General features: G+C 44.8%; 14 protein-coding genes and 4 tRNA genes. 7 read left to right on the plus strand and 11 right to left on the minus strand.

Annotation, left to right across the window (positions count from 1 at the left end; all coding sequences use genetic code 11):
• Positions 1-24 precede the first annotated feature (24 nt).
• Together nrdB and yfaE are read left to right on the plus strand one after the other, a co-directional pair.
• Positions 25-1,158 (plus strand): class Ia ribonucleoside-diphosphate reductase subunit beta, encoded by a 1,134-nt coding sequence (gene nrdB / locus IHV80_RS10025; protein ID WP_192888946.1) that lies wholly within the window; start codon positions 25-27, stop codon positions 1,156-1,158.
• Positions 1,158-1,436 carry a class I ribonucleotide reductase maintenance protein YfaE gene (gene yfaE / locus IHV80_RS10030; protein WP_192888947.1) on the plus strand — a complete coding sequence of 93 codons (279 nt, stop codon included), beginning with the start codon at positions 1,158-1,160 and terminating at the stop codon, positions 1,434-1,436. The genes nrdB and yfaE overlap by 1 nt, the downstream gene beginning before the upstream one ends.
• A gap of 262 nt (positions 1,437-1,698) precedes the next feature.
• On the opposite strand, the gene napF is transcribed toward yfaE, so the two are convergent.
• Both napF and IHV80_RS10040 read right to left on the minus strand, forming a co-directional pair.
• A complete protein-coding gene (napF, locus tag IHV80_RS10035) occupies positions 1,699-2,214 on the minus strand; it encodes a ferredoxin-type protein NapF (protein ID WP_192888948.1) in 516 nt (171 codons plus the stop codon).
• Positions 2,214-2,780 (minus strand): TorD/DmsD family molecular chaperone, encoded by a 567-nt coding sequence (locus IHV80_RS10040; protein ID WP_192888949.1) that lies wholly within the window; start codon positions 2,778-2,780, stop codon positions 2,214-2,216. Before IHV80_RS10040 ends, napF begins: the two co-directional genes overlap by 1 nt.
• A gap of 198 nt (positions 2,781-2,978) precedes the next feature.
• Here IHV80_RS10040 and IHV80_RS10045 point away from each other — a divergent pair, with 198 nt between their 5' ends.
• From IHV80_RS10045 to IHV80_RS10055, 3 genes are read left to right on the plus strand one after another with little or no spacing between them, the layout of a single operon-like run.
• Positions 2,979-5,417 (plus strand): DmsA/YnfE/YnfF family dimethyl sulfoxide reductase, encoded by a 2,439-nt coding sequence (locus tag IHV80_RS10045; protein ID WP_192888950.1) that lies wholly within the window; start codon positions 2,979-2,981, stop codon positions 5,415-5,417.
• A gap of 11 nt (positions 5,418-5,428) precedes the next feature.
• Positions 5,429-6,049, plus strand: a complete 621-nt coding sequence (locus IHV80_RS10050) for a DMSO/selenate family reductase complex B subunit (protein WP_192888951.1) — start codon at positions 5,429-5,431, stop codon at positions 6,047-6,049.
• A 1-nt stretch (position 6,050) separates the two neighbouring features.
• Positions 6,051-6,896 carry a dimethyl sulfoxide reductase anchor subunit family protein gene (locus tag IHV80_RS10055; protein ID WP_050653716.1) on the plus strand — a complete coding sequence of 282 codons (846 nt, stop codon included), beginning with the start codon at positions 6,051-6,053 and terminating at the stop codon, positions 6,894-6,896.
• Positions 6,897-7,096: 200 nt separating this feature from the next.
• On the opposite strand, the gene IHV80_RS10060 is transcribed toward IHV80_RS10055, so the two are convergent.
• Positions 7,097-8,335, minus strand: a complete 1,239-nt coding sequence (locus IHV80_RS10060) for a CinA family nicotinamide mononucleotide deamidase-related protein (protein ID WP_192888952.1) — start codon at positions 8,333-8,335, stop codon at positions 7,097-7,099.
• Positions 8,336-8,544: 209 nt separating this feature from the next.
• Here IHV80_RS10060 and IHV80_RS10065 point away from each other — a divergent pair, with 209 nt between their 5' ends.
• Positions 8,545-9,453, plus strand: a complete 909-nt coding sequence (locus IHV80_RS10065; RefSeq protein ID WP_192888953.1) for a DUF3943 domain-containing protein — start codon at positions 8,545-8,547, stop codon at positions 9,451-9,453.
• Positions 9,454-9,706: 253 nt separating this feature from the next.
• Entirely contained in the window at positions 9,707-10,219 is a 513-nt protein-coding gene (locus IHV80_RS10070) for a glycine cleavage system protein R (protein WP_017110982.1), read from the plus strand.
• A 111-nt stretch (positions 10,220-10,330) separates the two neighbouring features.
• Here the strand turns inward: IHV80_RS10070 and nspC are convergent, their stop codons facing one another.
• From nspC to pgsA, 8 genes are all read right to left on the minus strand, one after another.
• A complete protein-coding gene (nspC, locus tag IHV80_RS10075; RefSeq protein WP_192888954.1) occupies positions 10,331-11,464 on the minus strand; it encodes a carboxynorspermidine decarboxylase in 1,134 nt (377 codons plus the stop codon).
• Positions 11,465-11,927: 463 nt separating this feature from the next.
• Positions 11,928-13,178 (minus strand): carboxynorspermidine synthase, encoded by a 1,251-nt coding sequence (locus IHV80_RS10080; RefSeq protein ID WP_192888955.1) that lies wholly within the window; start codon positions 13,176-13,178, stop codon positions 11,928-11,930.
• A gap of 8 nt (positions 13,179-13,186) precedes the next feature.
• Positions 13,187-16,138, minus strand: coding sequence for a pyridoxal phosphate-dependent class III aminotransferase (locus IHV80_RS10085; RefSeq protein WP_192888956.1), 2,952 nt, complete (start codon positions 16,136-16,138; stop codon positions 13,187-13,189).
• Between the two features lie 944 nt (positions 16,139-17,082).
• Positions 17,083-17,158: transfer RNA gene (locus IHV80_RS10090), tRNA-Gly, on the minus strand.
• Positions 17,159-17,194: 36 nt separating this feature from the next.
• Positions 17,195-17,281: transfer RNA gene (locus tag IHV80_RS10095), tRNA-Leu, on the minus strand.
• 81 nt (positions 17,282-17,362) lie between these two features.
• Positions 17,363-17,438 (minus strand) — tRNA-Gly (locus IHV80_RS10100).
• A 37-nt stretch (positions 17,439-17,475) separates the two neighbouring features.
• A tRNA-Cys gene (locus tag IHV80_RS10105) sits at positions 17,476-17,549 on the minus strand.
• Positions 17,550-17,815: 266 nt separating this feature from the next.
• Positions 17,816-18,373: a CDP-diacylglycerol--glycerol-3-phosphate 3-phosphatidyltransferase gene (gene pgsA, locus IHV80_RS10110; protein ID WP_102434829.1), complete on the minus strand. Its 558-nt coding sequence runs from the start codon at positions 18,371-18,373 to the stop codon at positions 17,816-17,818.
• Between the last annotated feature and the right edge of the window lie 28 nt (positions 18,374-18,401).

Below are 18,401 nucleotides of genomic sequence, written 5' to 3' on the forward strand. Positions count from 1 at the left end.
GTCCTTAAAGGATTTGAGGCATTTATGGCTTACAGTACTTTTTCTCAACAAAAAAATGACCAACTAAAAGAACCAATGTTCTTAGGTCAGTCGGTAAACGTTGCACGTTACGACCAACAGAAATTCGAAATCTTCGAAAAGTTGATAGAAAAGCAGCTTTCTTTCTTCTGGCGCCCAGAAGAAGTAGACGTGTCTAGCGACCGTATCGACTACAACAAGCTTCCTGAGCATGAAAAGCACATCTTCATCTCTAACCTGAAGTATCAAACACTTCTAGATTCTATCCAAGGCCGCAGCCCTAACGTTGCCCTACTTCCTTTGGTATCACTGCCAGAAGTTGAAACTTGGATTGAGACTTGGTCATTCTCTGAAACGATTCACTCTCGTTCATACACGCACATCATCCGTAACATCGTAAATGATCCAGGCGTAGTATTTGACGACATCGTTGAAAACGAAGAGATCCTGAAGCGTGCAAAAGACATCGCGTTTTACTACGACGATTTGATCAAGCTGACGGCTGACTACCACCGCTACGGTGAAGGCAACCACAACATCAACGGCGAAGACGTTAAGATTTCACTTCATGACCTGAAGAAGAAGCTTTACGTATGTCTAATGTCTGTAAACGCACTGGAAGCGATTCGTTTCTACGTGAGTTTTGCATGTTCATTCGCATTCGCTGAACGTGAGCTAATGGAAGGTAACGCGAAGATCATCAAGCTAATCGCTCGTGATGAAGCACTTCACCTTACTGGTACACAGCACATGATCAACTTGCTGCGTAACGGCCAAGATGACTTCGAGTTCATGCAGATCGCTGAAGAGTGTAAGCAAGAGTGTTTCGACCTATTCAAAGAAGCGGCAGAGCAAGAAAAAGAGTGGGCAGAATACCTATTCAAAGATGGCTCTATGATTGGTCTGAACAAAGACATTCTTTGCCAATACGTTGAATACATTACCAACATCCGTATGCAAGCTGTTGGTTTAGGTACTGCTTACCCAGACGCAACATCGAACCCAATTCCATGGATCAACGCATGGTTATCTTCAGATAACGTACAAGTTGCTCCACAAGAAGCAGAAATCAGTTCTTACCTAGTTGGTCAAATCGACAACGAAGTAAAAGCTGATGACTTTGAAGGATTTGAGCTGTAATGCCAACAATCAAAATCAACAAACTGACTTCGATTGAATCTAACCCGTCGAATACTCTATTGGAAACAATGGAACAAGCGGGCTTAGAACCAGAATACAACTGCCGAGATGGGCACTGTGGCGCTTGTCGTTGCACGTTGGATTCCGGTGAAGTTGAGTACGTTGGTTTTGCTATGGCTTACACACAAGGCGATGAAATTTTGCCATGCATCTGCAAAGCAAAAACCGATTTGTCGCTAAGTAACGTGATTCACAGAAATAAGAAGAAGCGCGCCTAACCCATTCGGCTTAAGCTCGCTTGCTTAGTTTTATTTTGTTTGGTTTCGCTTTAGATTGAGTTACGTAAGTTCAAATGCTTTATTTTTGAAATGCTTTAGGTTTAAAGCAGCGCTTCTTCAAAGATAACAAATATAAAAAAGGGTCCGCCTCCTCTAGGAATGCGGACCCTTTTTCTATTCATGTCTTTAGGCCTCTGAGACCAACTCACCTATAGCTCAACCAAAGTGTTCCTGTTGGTTCCCACTAAGCCAAACCAGACGCTTACTGTTGAGTCAGATTCAGTGTCACTGATCCAATATAACAAGCGCTTCGGCACTCTCCACAACCATTACACTTATCTTGAGCTACCGTAGGCAACTCCCCAACCTCGATGTGTATCGCACCGACCGAACAAGCGGTCTGACACGCATTGCAATCCATTTGCATGTAATTGTTACAGCTATCAGCAAAGCTAGGCTTGAGGTCGATATAAGGCGTGACCGTTTGATGAAGCGCACCAGTCGGGCATACTTCAATGCACTTATCACATAGCGAACAACTGTTGTAATCCAAATTTAGCAGCGCACTGCCCTCTAGCATCTCAATGACGCTATTTGGACACGCTTGCTCACACAAACCACAACCGTCGCAAAGACGCTCAAACAGCACCTCATCGACTGCTCTTGGTGGCCTTGCATGCAAGCGCTGTGATTTTTCTTCATAACTCGCGGCGGCTTTAACCGGTTTAGAAAGCCGAGTTAAGAAACCACGTCTATTTGAATTTATTTGTTCAAGCATTAGTCAATATATAACTTTTTAGTAGCAACGTTTAAATTATATTCAGATGTTAATTGCTTAAGCCAATCTATTACATCACTTGATAGCTTCTTATAAAAAGACAACTCTGATGCTGAATTAAATTTTTCCAAATAAACAGAAGACCAGGTTAATAAGTGAATCTCTAATAATTCACGAGCTGAATCAATATTATTATTTTCTAACAAATATGCATGTGCGAGTAGCATTAAACCAAACTGGTCTTCAGGCTCTCTTAAGCCCGTATCTAATTCTATATGATTCAATTCTAAAAACTGTCGATATTCCACAGTCGATGCGCCAAACACAATACGGTCTTTATCGAGATAAACAGAGCCCCAAGGCGGAGCTGGCATGTCTCCAACCCCTTCAAACAGTCGACTAAACTCTGCAGTTAGCGCATCTTCCTGCTCGTTTTGAAGTGCCCGTAAGCAATCTTCTGATAATACTTGGCTCTCTACTAAAGCTTGAACAATATCTATTAACTGTTTTTTATTGGTTGCTTGATAAAATAATGAACCGAGCAATTTATGCGTATCAATAATCATTCTTATTTATACCGTAATTGGTTTAACGACAATTATATAAATAAGGCGATTGAATTCTTTGATCTATTTTATATATTCGATTCATAACATTTAAATTTCGCTCTTATTTGATGCCAATCAATCAATAACTAGAAATAAAAACATAGACACCAAACTACCTATAAAGTGCTAGTCATCAATAACAATAGGCATCTTAGAATGACGAATAAGAAAGAATCTGGGGTAATGAATCTTACTCGAAGAGGCTTCATGAAGGCTTCTTCTGCGGTAGGTAGCGCAGCCGCACTCGCGGGCGGTATCGCTTTACCTTTCAAATCCAAACCAGTAGCGGCTGCGGTTGCTGAAAGTGTGGATGAGAAAATCGTATGGAGTGCATGTACTGTAAACTGTGGCTCTCGCTGCCCATTACGTATGCATGTGCAAAACGGTGAAATCAAATACGTAGAAACTGACAATACTGGTACTGACGAATACGGTCATCACCAAGTTCGTGCTTGTCTACGTGGTCGCTCTATGCGCCGCCGTGTTTACAACCCAGATCGCCTGAAATACCCAATGAAACGTGTTGGTAAACGTGGTGAAGGTAAATTCAAACGTATTAGCTGGGAAGAAGCTTACGATGAAGTTGCTGGCACCATGCAGCGCCTTATCAAAGATTACGGTAACGACACTATCTACCTAAACTACGGTACAGGTACACTTGGCGGTACGGTGACTAAATCTTGGCCACCAGCGCAAACGCTGATTGCTCGTCTAATGAACCTTAGTGGTGGTTATCTAAACCATTACGGTGACTACTCAACAGCGCAAATCGCGAAAGGCTTGAGCTACACCTACGGTGGTTGGGCAAACAACAACTCTTTCTCTGATCTAGAGAACACCAAGCTTAACATCCAGTTTGGTAACAACCCTGCTGAGACACGTATGTCTGGCGGCGGTCTGATCCACCACTACGTTGAAAGCAAAAATAAATCAAACGCAAGAACGATCATCATCGATCCACGTTACACCGATACTGCCGGTGGCCGTGAAGATCAATGGATCCCAATTCGCCCTTCTACGGATGCTGCATTGGTTGCAGGCCTTGCGCATGTGATGATCACTGAAGACTTGGTCGATCAACCATTCCTAGACAAATACTGTGTCGGTTACGACGAGAAGACCCTTCCTGCATCAGCACCTAAAAACAGCGACTACAAATCTTACATCCTAGGTTTAGGTGAAGATGGCGTAGAGAAGACGCCGGAGTGGGCTTCTAAGATCACAGGTATTCCAGTTGATACCATCGTTAAACTTGGTCGAGAAATGGGTACAGCGAAGCCATGTGCTATCCACCAAGGTTGGGGGTTACAACGCACTGCGAACGGTGAGCTAGCTTGTCGTGCGATTGCGATGCTGTCGCTACTAACCGGTTCTGTTGGTGTATCAGGTGGTTCTACAGGTGCACGTGAAAGTGACATCAATATTCCATTTGTTCGCTTCCCTACTGTGCCAAACCCAGTTGAAACGTCTATTTCAATGTTCATGTGGACAGACGCGATTTACCGTCACCATGAAATGACTGACATCACTGATGGTGTTCGTGGTGCTGAACGCCTTAAAAACCCAATCAAGATGATCTGGAACTACGCAGGTAATTGCATCATCAACCAACACTCAGACATCAACAAGACTCACGCGATTCTTCAAGATGAAAGTGCGTGTGAAATGATTGTTGTGGTTGATAACCATATGACCTCTTCAGCGAAATACGCCGATATCATCCTGCCAGATTTAACAACATCAGAGCAAGACGACTGGTGTATGGATGGTAAAGCATCGAACATGCCTTACTTCATCTACGCGCAGAAAGCGATTGAGCCTCAGTTCGAAGCGAAATCTATCTACGAGATGTGTTCTCAACTGGCGAAGCGCATGGGCGTGGAAAAAGAGTTCACAGAAGGCCGTACTCAAGAACAGTGGATTGAACATCTTTACGCTGAAACTCGAAAGAACGATCCAACACTACCGACCTTCGAAGAGATGAAAGAACTGGGTATCTACAAACGTAGCTACGATCACCACTACATCGCTTATGAAGATTTCCGTAAAGATCCAGAAGCAAACCCACTAACCACACCAAGTGGCAAGATCGAGATCTACTCAGAGCAACTGGCTGATATCGCGAAAACTTGGAAGCTAAAAGAAGACGAAGTGATTCACCCACTTCCGATTTATGCGGATTCTTTCGAAGGCCACAACGACCCATTAGTAGAGAAGTACCCACTTCAGCTAACCGGCTTCCACTACAAAGCGCGTACTCACTCCACTTACGGCAACGTTGCAGAAATCAAAGCAGCCGCACCGCAAGAGTTGTGGATCAACCCAATCGATGCCAAAGAACGTGGTATCGAAAACGGCGACATGGTGAGTATTTTCAACGACCGTGGCGAAGTTCATATTCCAGCGAAAGTGACACCAAGGATTCTTCCTCGAGTTGTCGCACTAGGCGAAGGTGCATGGTACGCACCAGATGGTCAGAAGATCGACCATGCAGGCTCTATCAACGTGTTGACCACTCAACGCCCGAGCCCACTTGCTAAGGGTAACCCTCAGCATACAAACCTAGTTCAAATCAAAGCGCTAAAGAAAGCATAAGGTAGGTTGGAATGAAACAATACGGCTTTTACATTGATTCAAGTAAATGCACGGGTTGTAAAACCTGTCAGCTTGCTTGTAAAGATTATAACGATCTCGACATCAAAACGAACTACCGTCGCGTGTACGAATACGCAGGTGGTGGCTTCACTCAAGATGGCGATACCTGGGTTCAGAAAGATGTCTTTTCTTACTACCTTTCTATCGCTTGTAACCACTGTACTAACCCAGCGTGTGTGAAAGTGTGCCCTTCGGGCGCAATGCACAAACGCGATGAAGACGGTTTGGTTGTGGTTGATGAGAGCGTTTGTATTGGTTGTCAGCACTGTAGCAATGCGTGTCCTTACGGCGCACCACAATACAATGCGAAGAAAGGTCACATGACCAAATGCGATGGTTGCTACCAACGTGTTTCTGAAGGCAAACAACCTATCTGTGTTGAGTCTTGCCCACTTCGTGCATTGGAGTTTGGTGAAATCAATACACTTCGCGAGAAGTACGGTTCTGGTGCAGATGTGGCGCCACTGCCATCTTCAGCCGAAACACTGCCAAACATCGTGATAAAGCTGAACAAAAACGCGAAGCCGACTGGCGATACCAGTGGTCACCTAGCAAACCCGAAGGAGGTGTAAGATGATTTTTCATGAGTGGTCTTTGATCTTCTTTACGGTACTGGCTCAAACAGCCGTGGGTGGTTACTTACTGATTGGCGCACGTGCACTGGTACTTGGCCATGACGAAGAGAAGCTAAACAGCTACAAGGTTCCAATGTTCATTCTGTGGGCACTTATGGGGCTTGGTTTCATGTTCTCGACAACGCACCTAGGTTCTCCACTGCGCGCGTTTAATGCCTTTAACCAACTAGGTTCTGCATGGCTATCTAACGAGGTATTCTTCGGTGCAGCATTCTTCGCAGTAGGCGGCCTACAATGGCTACTTTCTGTAGTTAAGAAAGGTGGCGTTGCTATTCAGAAAGCACTGATGGTTGGCGCTATGGTGCTGGGTGTTATCTTCATGTACGCGATGATCAACGTATACATGATCAACACAGTACCGACATGGGACAACATCTACACACCGCTAAGCTTCATCATGACGATGGTTGTGGGTGGTTTGCTGCTGTCTCAATTCGTGATTGTATTCGCTAACGACAGCCGCTTTACCGTTGACCGCAACATCACGATGCTGGCTGTTATTGCAGTTGCGATCAGCTTGCTTGTAACAGTAGGCAAACTGAACCTAATCGGTGACATCCAAACTTCAGCAGCAAAAGCATCTGAGTTGGTTGACGGTTTAGGTAGCTATGTGATTCTTCAAGTGGCATTGCTGATGGCAAGCTTGTTGGTTTGGATTCTACCTATGCTGAACAAAGCAAAGGTGAACCCAGTAAACCTAGGCTTAGCATTGGTACTGTTCTTAGCTTCAGAACTCATTGGCCGTGGTTTGTTCTACAGCCTACATATGACAAGCGGTTTGTAATCGTTTAGTCGTTTATAGTCGGTAGCAGTTGCTAATCGTTAGCTACTGGTAACCATTGGCTACTGAGCTATTCGCCACTTGTTGGCTTATCTAGAAGGCTAGATAAACAAAAGGCCTCACAACCCTATGGATGTGAGGCCTTTTTATTTGTTAGGTTCAAGAGCTAACTAAGTAGAAGCTTGATTATCGAGTCTAAAGACTTACTTGATGATCGCCGAAGGGATAAACATATCCTTCACGCGTTTTAATGAAGAGTAATCACCAAACATAGGTTTGTTGTCTAGGTGTCTTCTCAGCATATCTGCCGCAACGGTTTTGATAATGGTGCGCGCATCTTCACGATTATATTGGCGGTAAAACTCAAGCACTTGCCCCCACTCACCCGCTTCGCTCGATAGTGCAATGCTGAATGTATTACCTTCTAACTTGCCCGTCACTAAGGCTAATTCAGTGCCACACTTTTCTCTTGTTGCGCCAGCCAATGCAAACGTAGCCGCTAATGGATCGCTCTTTTCAAGCTCACTCTCTTTTGGTTCAGCCATCACCCAAGAATGCCCAAAGCAATCTTCAACCTGCTCATTCGATTGTAGCCAAGCCGAAAGCGCGCCTTTGGTCGACACTTCAGATACAGACAAGGTTTTCTTTCTCTCTGCCATGATATGGCCAATATGGTCAATCATCGGCTCATCAACACTGACTACATTGCTCTCTAACAGTTTGTACACCATTTGTAGCAGTTTAACGCGCGTTTCTAATCCAGACTTAGGCCCAAACAGTTTTACCTCAATGAACGGCAGATAAGAGCGATAACCCAACTCATAGCCTTCAGGCAGTTTCAATTGGTTCAACACATCAGAGATACCCGACTCAGATAAGCCAAAGGTAAATAGTCGACTGCATTCAGAGGCAACCACTTGAGGATAAGCGCGTGACAAATCAGGTAGGATTTCAAAGGTCACCATACGCTTGAATTCACTCGGTACACCCGGCGTGAAATAGAATGTCGCATCGTTGATCTTCAGTTTGAAGCCACACGCAGTTCCGACGGGGTTATCAACAATCTCGGAGCTTGCTGGCAACAAGGCTTGTTTAAGGTTGCTGTCAGGCATCGGCATGCCACGTCCAAAAAACATCTCTTCCATGCGATCTAGCCACTCAGGGAACATGACTAATTTCTGCTCGGAAGCAGCGGCAGCGGCGGCAGCACTCATGTCATCAGTTGTCGGCCCTAAACCACCATTGACGATAACCACATCATAGTTAAAGCTCAGCATCAGCAGTTCTTCAATGAGAGCATTCATTTGGTCACCCACAGTAGAACGTTTGGCGAGAGCAAAGCCGTGTTGGTAAAACTCTCCAGACATCCAAGCTGCGTTTGTGTCTACAATGTCTCCATGAAGAACTTCTTCACCTGTGCTTAACATTGCGATTTTCGTCATATTTCTATCCCTTGTGGTCATAAAAAGACACTGCATTATTCATAAACTGGTCTATGGTTGAATTTGAGACATTCCAGCTTTTCACAAATATTATTAATGTTAAATCTAAGGTTTTCTTAGGAAAAGCGATAAATTATTAGTTCCCTAAATCAGGCATTTAATAGATAATTGTGACTCTGATCAATTCTTAACTTCTCATGGAGACCCTTGTGGCCAAATCACCGTTACTAGCGAAGGTTACTGCTGCATTTTCAATGCTAATGTCAGTTAACTCGGTTGCAAGCCAATACGACTTCGACCAGCCAATCAACCTTTCTTATTCGGATGAATGTGCTCAAGACTACTGTGTTAATGATAGCTTGTACACCTACAAGCCAAGTGCCAATTACGCGCTGAGCGAATCAAGTGATGAGTATGACTTCTCAATCCAACAACCAAAACATATGTTGGTGAGTCAAGAGAAGGATTGGGATTATCTAATGGGTCAAACCTACACCATTCTGGGTTTAAGTGTCGCTACAGTGGGTCTAATGACTCTGCTACCTGAAAGTATCACTAAGTGGGATGATGACCAACGTGATATCAGCTCATTAGGTAAAAAGTGGAAAGATAACGTGTCTGAGGGCCCAGTATGGGACCGAGATGAACACTTCCTAAACTACGTGATGCACCCATATTTTGGTGGTGTTTACTACACGGCTGCACGACACGCTGGTTACGATGAGTTTGAATCTTTCTTATACTCTTGGACCATGTCGACGTTCTTCTGGGAATACGGTGTAGAAGCGTTTGCTGAAGTGCCTTCTTGGCAAGATCTGTTCATCACACCATTCTTTGGTGCGGTTGTCGGTGAAATGATGCTAGAAGCAGAACAAGACATCGTTGCTTCTGGTGGTGAAGTGATGGGTTCTCAAACCATGGGTGATGTGTCTCTATTCTTCCTAAACCCTGTGGGCCATATCCATTACTGGGTGAGTGATGCTTGGGGTGGTGACGCAGAAGTTAACCTGAATACTAACCCTTGGTGGGATAACCAAGACGCCGCGCGATTCGCTTACGACGCTGGCGCACGATACGATTCTCAGTTTGTTGGTATGAGCTTCAAAGTAACCTTCTAAGTCGGCTTTCTTATTACTGAGCTCTAAGTTACTGCCCACAAATAATAACGACAACTCTTCTAAAAAGCGGCTCTCTAGCCGCTTTTTTTGTGCCCTACTCTTCATTCTCTTTTTTTGCATCGAAGCTTAGTTTCAAAAATTGACGTAGGTCAAACATTGTTCGATGTAAACTTCTACACTGAAATTAAAGAATTTTATCGCGTGATATCAAACATTTAATTAGCAACGATTAATTGAGACTTTGGGGGCTGATATGAACAGTACATTTATCGTAAACTTTATCGGAAAAGCATCACCAGCAACAATCAAGCAACTTGCTGCGGTTACTCACGAAAACGACGGGAAATGGCTCATCAGTAAAGTGAACTTTATTGAAGACCAAGTCGCAGGCGTACTCAAGGTTCAACTTCCAGCCATCAACGAATCAATTGTCAAAGAAGCTTTCAGCGCCAATGCTGACTTGATCGTGCAGTTTGTTGATTCAGACCATACTCACAACGCACAAGACACAATACATCACCTACGACTCGACTCGAACGACCGAGCAGGCATCGTCAACGAAGTAACACATGTATTGGATAGACAAGGGATCAGCATTCTCGATATGGATTGCCACCGAGTCTTCATCGCTGGCGGCGGTGGTGTTAGCTCAAGTTTATTTACTTCTAAGATCGCCGTTAAGCTGCCAATTGAAGTTCTGATTGATGATGTCGTCAACGAGTTAGAAACGCTCAGCGAAGATACTCGAGTGATTATTGAGAGCTAACGGATAGCACTTAACTTCTTTCCTAACTCTTTTCTCTGGTTAACAATTATCCAAAAACATAAAGAGCAGCTCATTGGCTGCTCTTTTTATTGCTCTGAAGCGATGACTCAGTTATTGAACTGACCATTGTGACAATGAGCGTTTGAAGTCTTCATAACCAAACTCATTCAGCTTTTGAACGTCACCATTGCTGCGCTCGCAATAGATCGATGGCATTTTCAGACCATTGAACCAGTTCAGTTTCACCATGGTGTAACCCGCACTGTCCAACAGATGAAGCTTTTGGCCAATCTTCAACGGTTCATCAAAGCTTACTTCGCAAAACTGATCGCCCGCAAGGCATGAACACGAACCAATCACATAGTCATGGCTACCGTTTTCAGAGGCTTCTAATACCGATGCAGGTTCATTGTAGATAAGCGTATCAAGGCGATGAGCTTCGGTTGCCGAATCGACAATTGCCGTTTTCTTCACGTTCTCAACGATATCAACCACAGTCACAACTAAGTCAGTCGTCTTAGTAATGATAGCTTCACCCGGTTCAAGGTACATCTGCACACCGTGCTTTTCAGAGAAGGCTTTTAGCGCAAGGCCCAGTTTCTCGATGTCATAGCCCGGCCATGTGAAGAACACACCACCGCCCATGCTCACCCAGTCCAACTTATCTAAGTGCTCACCAAACTGTTCTGAAATTGAATCAAGCAGGCCGATAAATGCGTCGACATCTTTGTTCTCGCAGTTCATGTGGAACATCACGCCATTGATCTCATCGAAGATCTCAGGCTTGATGTGATCAGCTTGCACACCCAAACGAGAGTACTGACGCGCAGGGTTTGCTAAGTCTTGCCCTGCATAGCTGACGCCTGGGTTTAAACGCAAACCCAGCGAAGCCTTACCTTCAACGATATGTCTGTACGCCGCGAACTGGCTTTGTGAATTGAAGATCATCTTGTCGCAGATATCAGCAACTTCTCTCACGTCATCTTCGCTGTAACCCACACTGTAAGCGTGCGTTTCGCCACCGAAGGTTTCGTGACCAAGCTTCACTTCGTATGGACCAGAGCTGGTCGTGCCATCGAGGTAAGGTTTGATGATGTCAAACACCCCCCATGTAGAGAAACACTTGAGTGCCAATACCAACTTCACACCTGAAATCTCTTTCAGCTGCTTGGCTATCTCTAAATTCGCAATCAACTTCTCTTCGTTGATCATGAAATAAGGCGTTTTTAGTTCATTGTTTTGCATGTTAATACCTTGCGGCCCTCGAGTTCACGAAGACACATGATAATCGAACAAAGCCGACGCTGATGCGTCGGCTCAATATAAGTAAGTACATTGGGAGTCTTTAAGTGTATTAGAGATTCCCTATTACACTCGTTCCTCGTTTTAGGGAATGACGATTTCTGCATTACTGATTAGATGAGGTAAATATCTTTTTCGTCAAATGCCAGAGAAAATAATCACCTTTCGTCATCCTATAACGGAGTAAATATACTCTCCGTCATCCCCAAGAGGGAAGAATGAGCGAGTTGGGGATCTCTCAAAGCCACCTGTCGTTCAATAGAAATCGACAGCAGCTTAGATTCCCTATTACGCTCGTCCCTCACTATAGCTAATGACGATGTTCTTAGTCATCTCATCGAAGAAGTAACCATCACCTTCGTCATTCCCCCAGTAATTCCAAGCGAGATAAGAGCCTAACTATGTATTACTTCAATTTGTGGATCAGAGGCAGACCTTGTGTCGGCTCTAGCTCTTGAACATGCCAATCTAGACCGATTTCTGGCATGGTTGCTAGGAACGGGTCTGGGTTTAGCTGTTCCATGTTGAACACGCCTTTATCAGCCCATTCACCACGGAAGAACTGCAGTGCAGCGGTAATTGCTGGAACACCTGTTGTGTAAGAGATCGCTTGGTGCTCTACGTCTTCGTAAGCCACTTCGTGGTCTGCGTTATTGTAGATGAACACGCTGCGCTCTTTACCATCTTTCTTACCTTGAACCCAAGTACCGATACACGTTAAGCCCGTGTAACCCGGAGCTAGAGATGTTGGATCTGGCAGTAGTGCTTTTAGAACATGAAGAGGCTGAACCACAGTGCCATCGTGCAATGTTAGCGGATCTGGGCTTAGAAGGCCGATATCACGCATACAGTTGAAGTAGTTCAAGTATGCATCACCAAAGCCCATCCAAAATTCGATACGCTTAGCTGGAATGAACTCTTTCATTGAGCGTACTTCATCGTGTGCCATTGAGTACACTTTGTGAGAGCCACAGTTCGGGAATTCAAACTCAAGCATACGAGAGTGACAAGGTACTTGTTTCCACTCTTCATTTTCCCAGTAGAAAGAATCGCCTTGGATCTCGAGCATGTTGGTTTCTGGGTCAAAGTTTGTCGCAAACTTTTTGCCGTGGTCGCCAGCATTCACGTCCATTACATCAATTGAGTCAATCTCATCGAACAAGTGCTTAACCGCGTACGCTGCAAAAATTGATACCACACCTGGATCAAAACCAGCACCAAGAATACCTGTGATGCCCGCTTCAGAGAACTTCTCACGGTAGCCCCACTGCCAATCGTAAGCTTGTGGTACTTGTTGGCCTTCAGAACATAGGTCAACCGCAACTGATGTATCTAAGTAAGATACTTTCGATTGGTAACACGCTTCCATGATCGTCATGTTTACCCAAGGAGGACCAGCGTTGATCACTAGATCAGGCTTAACTTCTTTAATCAAAGCAACAAGCGCATCAACATCGTCAGCGTCTACTGAACGTGCTTCTAGTTTCTTAGTTGAATCTTTAAGGTTGTTTTTACCTTTGATCGATTCGATGATTTTTTCACATTTCGCGATTGTGCGAGAAGCGATTGTGATATCACCCAGTACTTCGTTATTTTGTGCTGCTTTATGTGCAACAACCCAACCAACGCCGCCTGCACCAATTTGTAGAATAGCCATAGTATTAATTACCCTTGTTGTTCTGCTAGCTCAATGGCTAGAGTTTGAATTTTGTTAATTAGAGATTTGAAATCTGATGTCTTTAAGCACGGGTTCAAGATTGTAAATTTCAGCGCGCTTTTACCATCGACGACCGTTTCGCCAAGAACGGCAACGCCACGAGTCAGCGCCTCCAGTCTTAACATTTGATTCAGTTTGTCTAAATCAAGAGCGCCGTTTGCTGATTGTTCATTGTTCAGTACCGCACGGAACAGCACAGTCGAAAGTGACGGCTCAGCAAGTAGCTCAAAATCGTCATGCTTCTGAATCAGATCGGCAACTTGAAGCGTCTGCTCTAAGAGATGATCGTACATATCGCCCAGTTGCTTTGGCCCAACGCTTTGCATAGTCATGAAGACTTTCAGTGCATCGAAACGCTTGGTAGTCGCAATAGACTTATCGACCAGATTCGGCAACTCATCGTGCTCACGATTCAAGTAATCTGCGTGATGCAATAGGTACTTAAAGTTCGCTTTGTCTTTGAGCAACACCGCACCACAGCTGATTGTTTGATAGAACAATTTGTGGAAATCGACGCTCACTGAGTCCGCTTTTTCGATGCCTTGTAGACGAGCTTTATGGCTACTTAAGATAAGCGCGCCACCGTATGCACTGTCGACATGGAACCAAAGATCTTGTTGGCTTGCGATTTCTGCAATCGCGTCAAGGTCATCAATAGCACCATGATCAGTTGTGCCCGCAGTACCAACCACAGCAAAAGGAATCAGACCTTGTGCTTTCAGTGCTTTCACTTCTGCCTCTAACAAGTCAGCTTTGATGGTGCCGTTTGCATTGGTATCAACACAGCACACTGCTGCTTCGCCTAATCCCATTAAAGATGCGGATTTTTGAACCGTGAAGTGAGATTTCTTTGAACATAAGATACGCAGTTTGCTCGCGTACTCTGGCAAACCAAGCTTTTGGATTGAGTGACCATCGTGTTTATCGGCAACCCAATCTCTCGCTAGCAGTAAGCCCATTAGGTTACTTTGCGTGCCACCACTGGTGAAAATACCATCGGCTTGATCGCCTAGTTGGTACTTATCACACATCCAATCAACCACTCGCTGTTCAACATACGTTGCAGCGGAAGCTTGATCCCATGAATCCATTGATTGGTTCAACGCCGCGATAATCGATTCCGCGGCAACCGAAGCCATAAGAGGAGGCGTATGAAGGTGTGCAATACAGTCTGGGTGTTGCACAAAGATAGAGTTGGCTGCCACTAAGCCTGCCGTGCTATCCACAACATCAACCAGAGCGTGTTGGTTGTTATCGAGGTCGACAGCATTAATGGCTGCTTCTAGCACTTTTGGATCTAAACCCGAATAAGGGGTTTCAACCTGTTCAAAAACGGATTTCATCGCTTGAGTGGTTTGGTTCATCACGTTAACGAATTCGTCGCTACCGCCTAAACCAGTCTGGATGAAATACTTGTTCCATTCCTGATTTGATTCTTCGCTTTGTGTTTGGTCTTGTTGTAAACCACCACCCGCAGCAATGATGGCTTCTTCCATCACTCGCAATGCAAAGTCGATCTGCTCGAAAGAGATAATCATTGGTGGAAGAAAACGAATAACCGAACCATCACGACCGCCCTTTTCGACCATCAAGCCACGCTCTAACGCCGCTCGTTGAATCGCAAGAGTCAGTTCGCCGTCTGATTGTGGCTCACCAAATTTGTTGAGTTCTCCATTGGCTTTTTTGATCTCAGCGCCAAGCATCAAACCTTTACCGCGAACTTCAGCAATACAGTTCACGCGAGATTGAATCTTCTCGAGCCCATGACGTAAATATTGGCCTGCAATGTTTGCGTGCTCAACTAAGCCATCTCGCTCGATGATTTCCAACGCCTTAGCCCCAGACACCATTGCCAACTGATTACCACGGAATGTGCCAGTGTGCTCACCCGCTTTCCAAGTATCAATGCTCTTATCGAATACAAGCAGCGACATAGGCAGGCCGCCACCAATCGCTTTAGACAAGCACAAGATATCAGGATTAACGCCTGACTCTTCAAACGCAAAGCGATGACCAGTTTTACCCACACCACACTGAATTTCATCAAAGATCAGTAGGATGCCGTGTTCATCACAGATGCGACGTAAACCTTGTAACCAAGATGCTGGAGCTGGAATCACACCACCCTCACCTTGTACAGGCTCAACGATCATGGCTGCCGGTTTCATGATGCCAGATTCGTCGTCATTCAACATGCGCTCGATGTAACGAATGCTTGCGTTGGCACCAGCTTCACCACCAATGCCAAACGGGCAGCGTAGGTTGTATGGGAAAGGCATGAAATGTACGTCAGACATTAAGCCGCTACGACGTTCTTTAGTGCCGAGGTTACCCATCATGCCCATGGTGCCGTTCGTCATGCCATGGTAAGCACCACGGAAAGCAAACATGGTGTTGCGACCTGTGGTTTGCTTCGCGAGCTTGATCGCGGCTTCCACAGCATCAGCGCCAGACGGGCCACAGAATTGAAGAACCGAGTTCGTTGAAAAGTCTTGAGGGAGAAAAGCTTTAACTCGCTTGATAAACGTCTCTTTTGCTTGAGTCGTGATATCAAGAGTCTGGTATGGCAAACCTGAATCGAGTTGGTCTTTGAGTGCTTGGTTGATTTCAGGGTGGTTGTAACCCAAAGAAAGTGTACCAGCACCGGCTAAGCAATCGAGAAAGAGTTGGCCACGAGTATCTTCAACTAAAACACCACATGCTCTTTTAATAGCAATCGGTAGGCGTCTTGGGTATGAACGAACATCAGACTCATGCTGTTCTTGCTCAAGCAAAATAGCGTCGGGTGTTAGGTCGTAAGTTCCCTCTACGATAGGAACCATAGTTGAAAATGAATTTGCGATAGTATTAATATCGACTTCAAAGGCGGTCGTCATAAAAGTCCCCTTGAATGTGTTCATACTCACCTCCATCAGACGCAATTGCACACCGTCCCTCTATTGATTTAGAGAGAATTCATAGTGAAACACGCGCATTGTCTAGAAATGAGATATAGCTGTACGCTCGCATAAGTCAAATGACGAATACGAAATTAGGCCGTCTTAGGACAGCAAAAATTGGTTAGCGCGAGCTCAAGGTTCAGTAATGCTACTGTTTTGAAGAATTGGACATTTGTGCAGTATCGGACAGCTATGAAGAACTGACCCTTTTGGAAATGCAGAGCTGATTAGCAATGTTGTTATTAGTGTGTTCAATGTTGGGTTTCCCATTAGCATGGCGAATTGCGCCATAAGTATCCCGTCTATCAGCTAAAGGCTAGCTGATACCTACCCTACGTAATGTCCCAATCAGCAAGAATGGTCAATACGCGTATCCCCCAGAAGCAATCACGGCTCTTTTTGAGCATCGCCATTCCGAGATTGCGCGGGAAAGTAACATAAAGTGAAATGAACGATCAATAGTTTTTAATAATAGCTTGATAAATAGGAGCGGTGACTGACAAATTGCTGAAAATATCGTCAACTTAATCTTTAGGTAAGGAGATCCCCCGGTTCATTCGTCCCTCATGCCCGAGGATGACGAGGCCGGTATACAGGCGGTGTTAGTGATGGCTTTGAGGCTGTGGCGTCTTTGCCTCATGCCCTAGAGTGAGGCATGAGTTCATAGCGAAGCTCACTACACAGATAAAGGAATGGAAAGTTACCTTCCCACATTTACGTCGTTCCCTAGTACGAGGAACGAGTTCATAGGGAATCTCGCTTTTAAAACAAAGTTAAAGGTATGAGAATTTCAGTATTTTATCGATCGTCTAACCACGGGAGTCAAACAGGAAAAATGTGGGGTAATAAAATGTTGAATGGCAGAAATCAAAAAGCCCGAACATTTCTGTTCGGGCTTTTTAATTTGGAGCGATACATCGGGTTCGAACCGATGACCTCAACCTTGGCAAGGTTGCGCTCTACCAACTGAGCTAGTATCGCATTTGCTACATCCGTTAAGACGTAGACTTTAATAGATGGTGCCCCGGGCCGGACTTGAACCGGCACAGCGCGAACGCCGAGGGATTTTAAATCCCTTGTGTCTACCAATTCCACCACCAGGGCACGCAATTCTTTATTGCGATGCCGATTACTGAAAAGTAAAACACCATCTTAATGTCGAAGCCAATCAACATTACAAAATTTTGGAGCGATACATCGGGTTCGAACCGATGACCTCAACCTTGGCAAGGTTGCGCTCTACCAACTGAGCTAGTATCGCATTTTCATTATTCTTCTTTCTAAAGAGAAAGAGATAATGGAGGCGCCTCCCGGAGTCGAACCGAGGTCCACGGATTTGCAATCCGCTGCATAGCCACTCTGCCAAGGCGCCTTAGTAACTCCAATCAAATCGCTTATTGCCATCCTCTTGGGTACGGGATGCATTCTACGGATTCGAGCGTTTGAGTCAATATTATTTTTGTATTTTTAATTCGTTTGAATAGATTTCATACGAAACGGGCTAAATAGCTGACTTTGTGTGCAAAGCACTTTGTGAACAGGCTATTCAAAGGAGATCTATATCACATTAGATATCCACTATTGATAATTTAACCTTAGGTTAAAGATCAAAAAAGCGAGCCTCAGCTCGCTTCTTCATCAATGGTGTTTTTCGTCTAACAAATCATCTTTGGCGGCCATCAAGTATTGCGCCATTGACCAGTAAGTAAGAACGGTTGCAACATAGAGTGCAATGTAACCTACCCACACCATCCAGTCGTCGTATCTCCAGATAAGTACCCAAAGAGCGAACATCTGAGAAACGGTTTTGACTTTACCGACCCAAGATACCGCAACGCTTGCACGTTTACCGATTTCAGCCATCCACTCACGAAGCGCTGAAATGATAATCTCACGAGCAATCATGGTCACCGCTGGAATAGTTATCCAAATCGAATGGTAATGCTCAGTCATCAAGATAAGAGCCGTAGCAACCAGCACTTTATCCGCTACAGGGTCAATAAAGGCACCGAAGCGAGACGTTTGCCCGAGTTTACGTGCCAGCATGCCATCTAGCCAGTCAGTAAAACCCGCTACCCAAAACACCATTGCAGCAGCAAAAGGAGCCCATTCATAAGGTAGGTAAAAAACAACAACGAATACTGGGATTAAAAATAGTCTCAGTAAGGACAAAATGTTAGGTATATTCAAACGCATATTATTAGGCTCTTATCAATTGCGCTTC

The organism is Vibrio bathopelagicus, assembly GCF_014879975.1.
Classification (GTDB): Bacteria; Pseudomonadota; Gammaproteobacteria; order Enterobacterales; family Vibrionaceae; genus Vibrio; species Vibrio bathopelagicus.

What these genes read in the sequence shown, in the direction of transcription:
- nrdB (WP_192888946.1), top strand. Translation starts at nt 25, where the DNA reads ATGGCTTACAGTACTTTTTCTCAACAAAAAAATGACCAACTAAAAGAA.
- yfaE (WP_192888947.1), top strand. Translation starts at nt 1,158, where the DNA reads ATGCCAACAATCAAAATCAACAAACTGACTTCGATTGAATCTAACCCG.
- napF (WP_192888948.1), bottom strand. Translation starts at nt 2,214, where the DNA reads ATGCTTGAACAAATAAATTCAAATAGACGTGGTTTCTTAACTCGGCTT.
- IHV80_RS10040 (WP_192888949.1), bottom strand. Translation starts at nt 2,780, where the DNA reads ATGATTATTGATACGCATAAATTGCTCGGTTCATTATTTTATCAAGCA.
- IHV80_RS10045 (WP_192888950.1), top strand. Translation starts at nt 2,979, where the DNA reads ATGACGAATAAGAAAGAATCTGGGGTAATGAATCTTACTCGAAGAGGC.
- IHV80_RS10050 (WP_192888951.1), top strand. Translation starts at nt 5,429, where the DNA reads ATGAAACAATACGGCTTTTACATTGATTCAAGTAAATGCACGGGTTGT.
- IHV80_RS10055 (WP_050653716.1), top strand. Translation starts at nt 6,051, where the DNA reads ATGATTTTTCATGAGTGGTCTTTGATCTTCTTTACGGTACTGGCTCAA.
- IHV80_RS10060 (WP_192888952.1), bottom strand. Translation starts at nt 8,335, where the DNA reads ATGACGAAAATCGCAATGTTAAGCACAGGTGAAGAAGTTCTTCATGGA.
- IHV80_RS10070 (WP_017110982.1), top strand. Translation starts at nt 9,707, where the DNA reads ATGAACAGTACATTTATCGTAAACTTTATCGGAAAAGCATCACCAGCA.
- nspC (WP_192888954.1), bottom strand. Translation starts at nt 11,464, where the DNA reads ATGCAAAACAATGAACTAAAAACGCCTTATTTCATGATCAACGAAGAG.
- IHV80_RS10080 (WP_192888955.1), bottom strand. Translation starts at nt 13,178, where the DNA reads ATGGCTATTCTACAAATTGGTGCAGGCGGCGTTGGTTGGGTTGTTGCA.
- IHV80_RS10085 (WP_192888956.1), bottom strand. Translation starts at nt 16,138, where the DNA reads ATGAACACATTCAAGGGGACTTTTATGACGACCGCCTTTGAAGTCGAT.
- pgsA (WP_102434829.1), bottom strand. Translation starts at nt 18,373, where the DNA reads ATGCGTTTGAATATACCTAACATTTTGTCCTTACTGAGACTATTTTTA.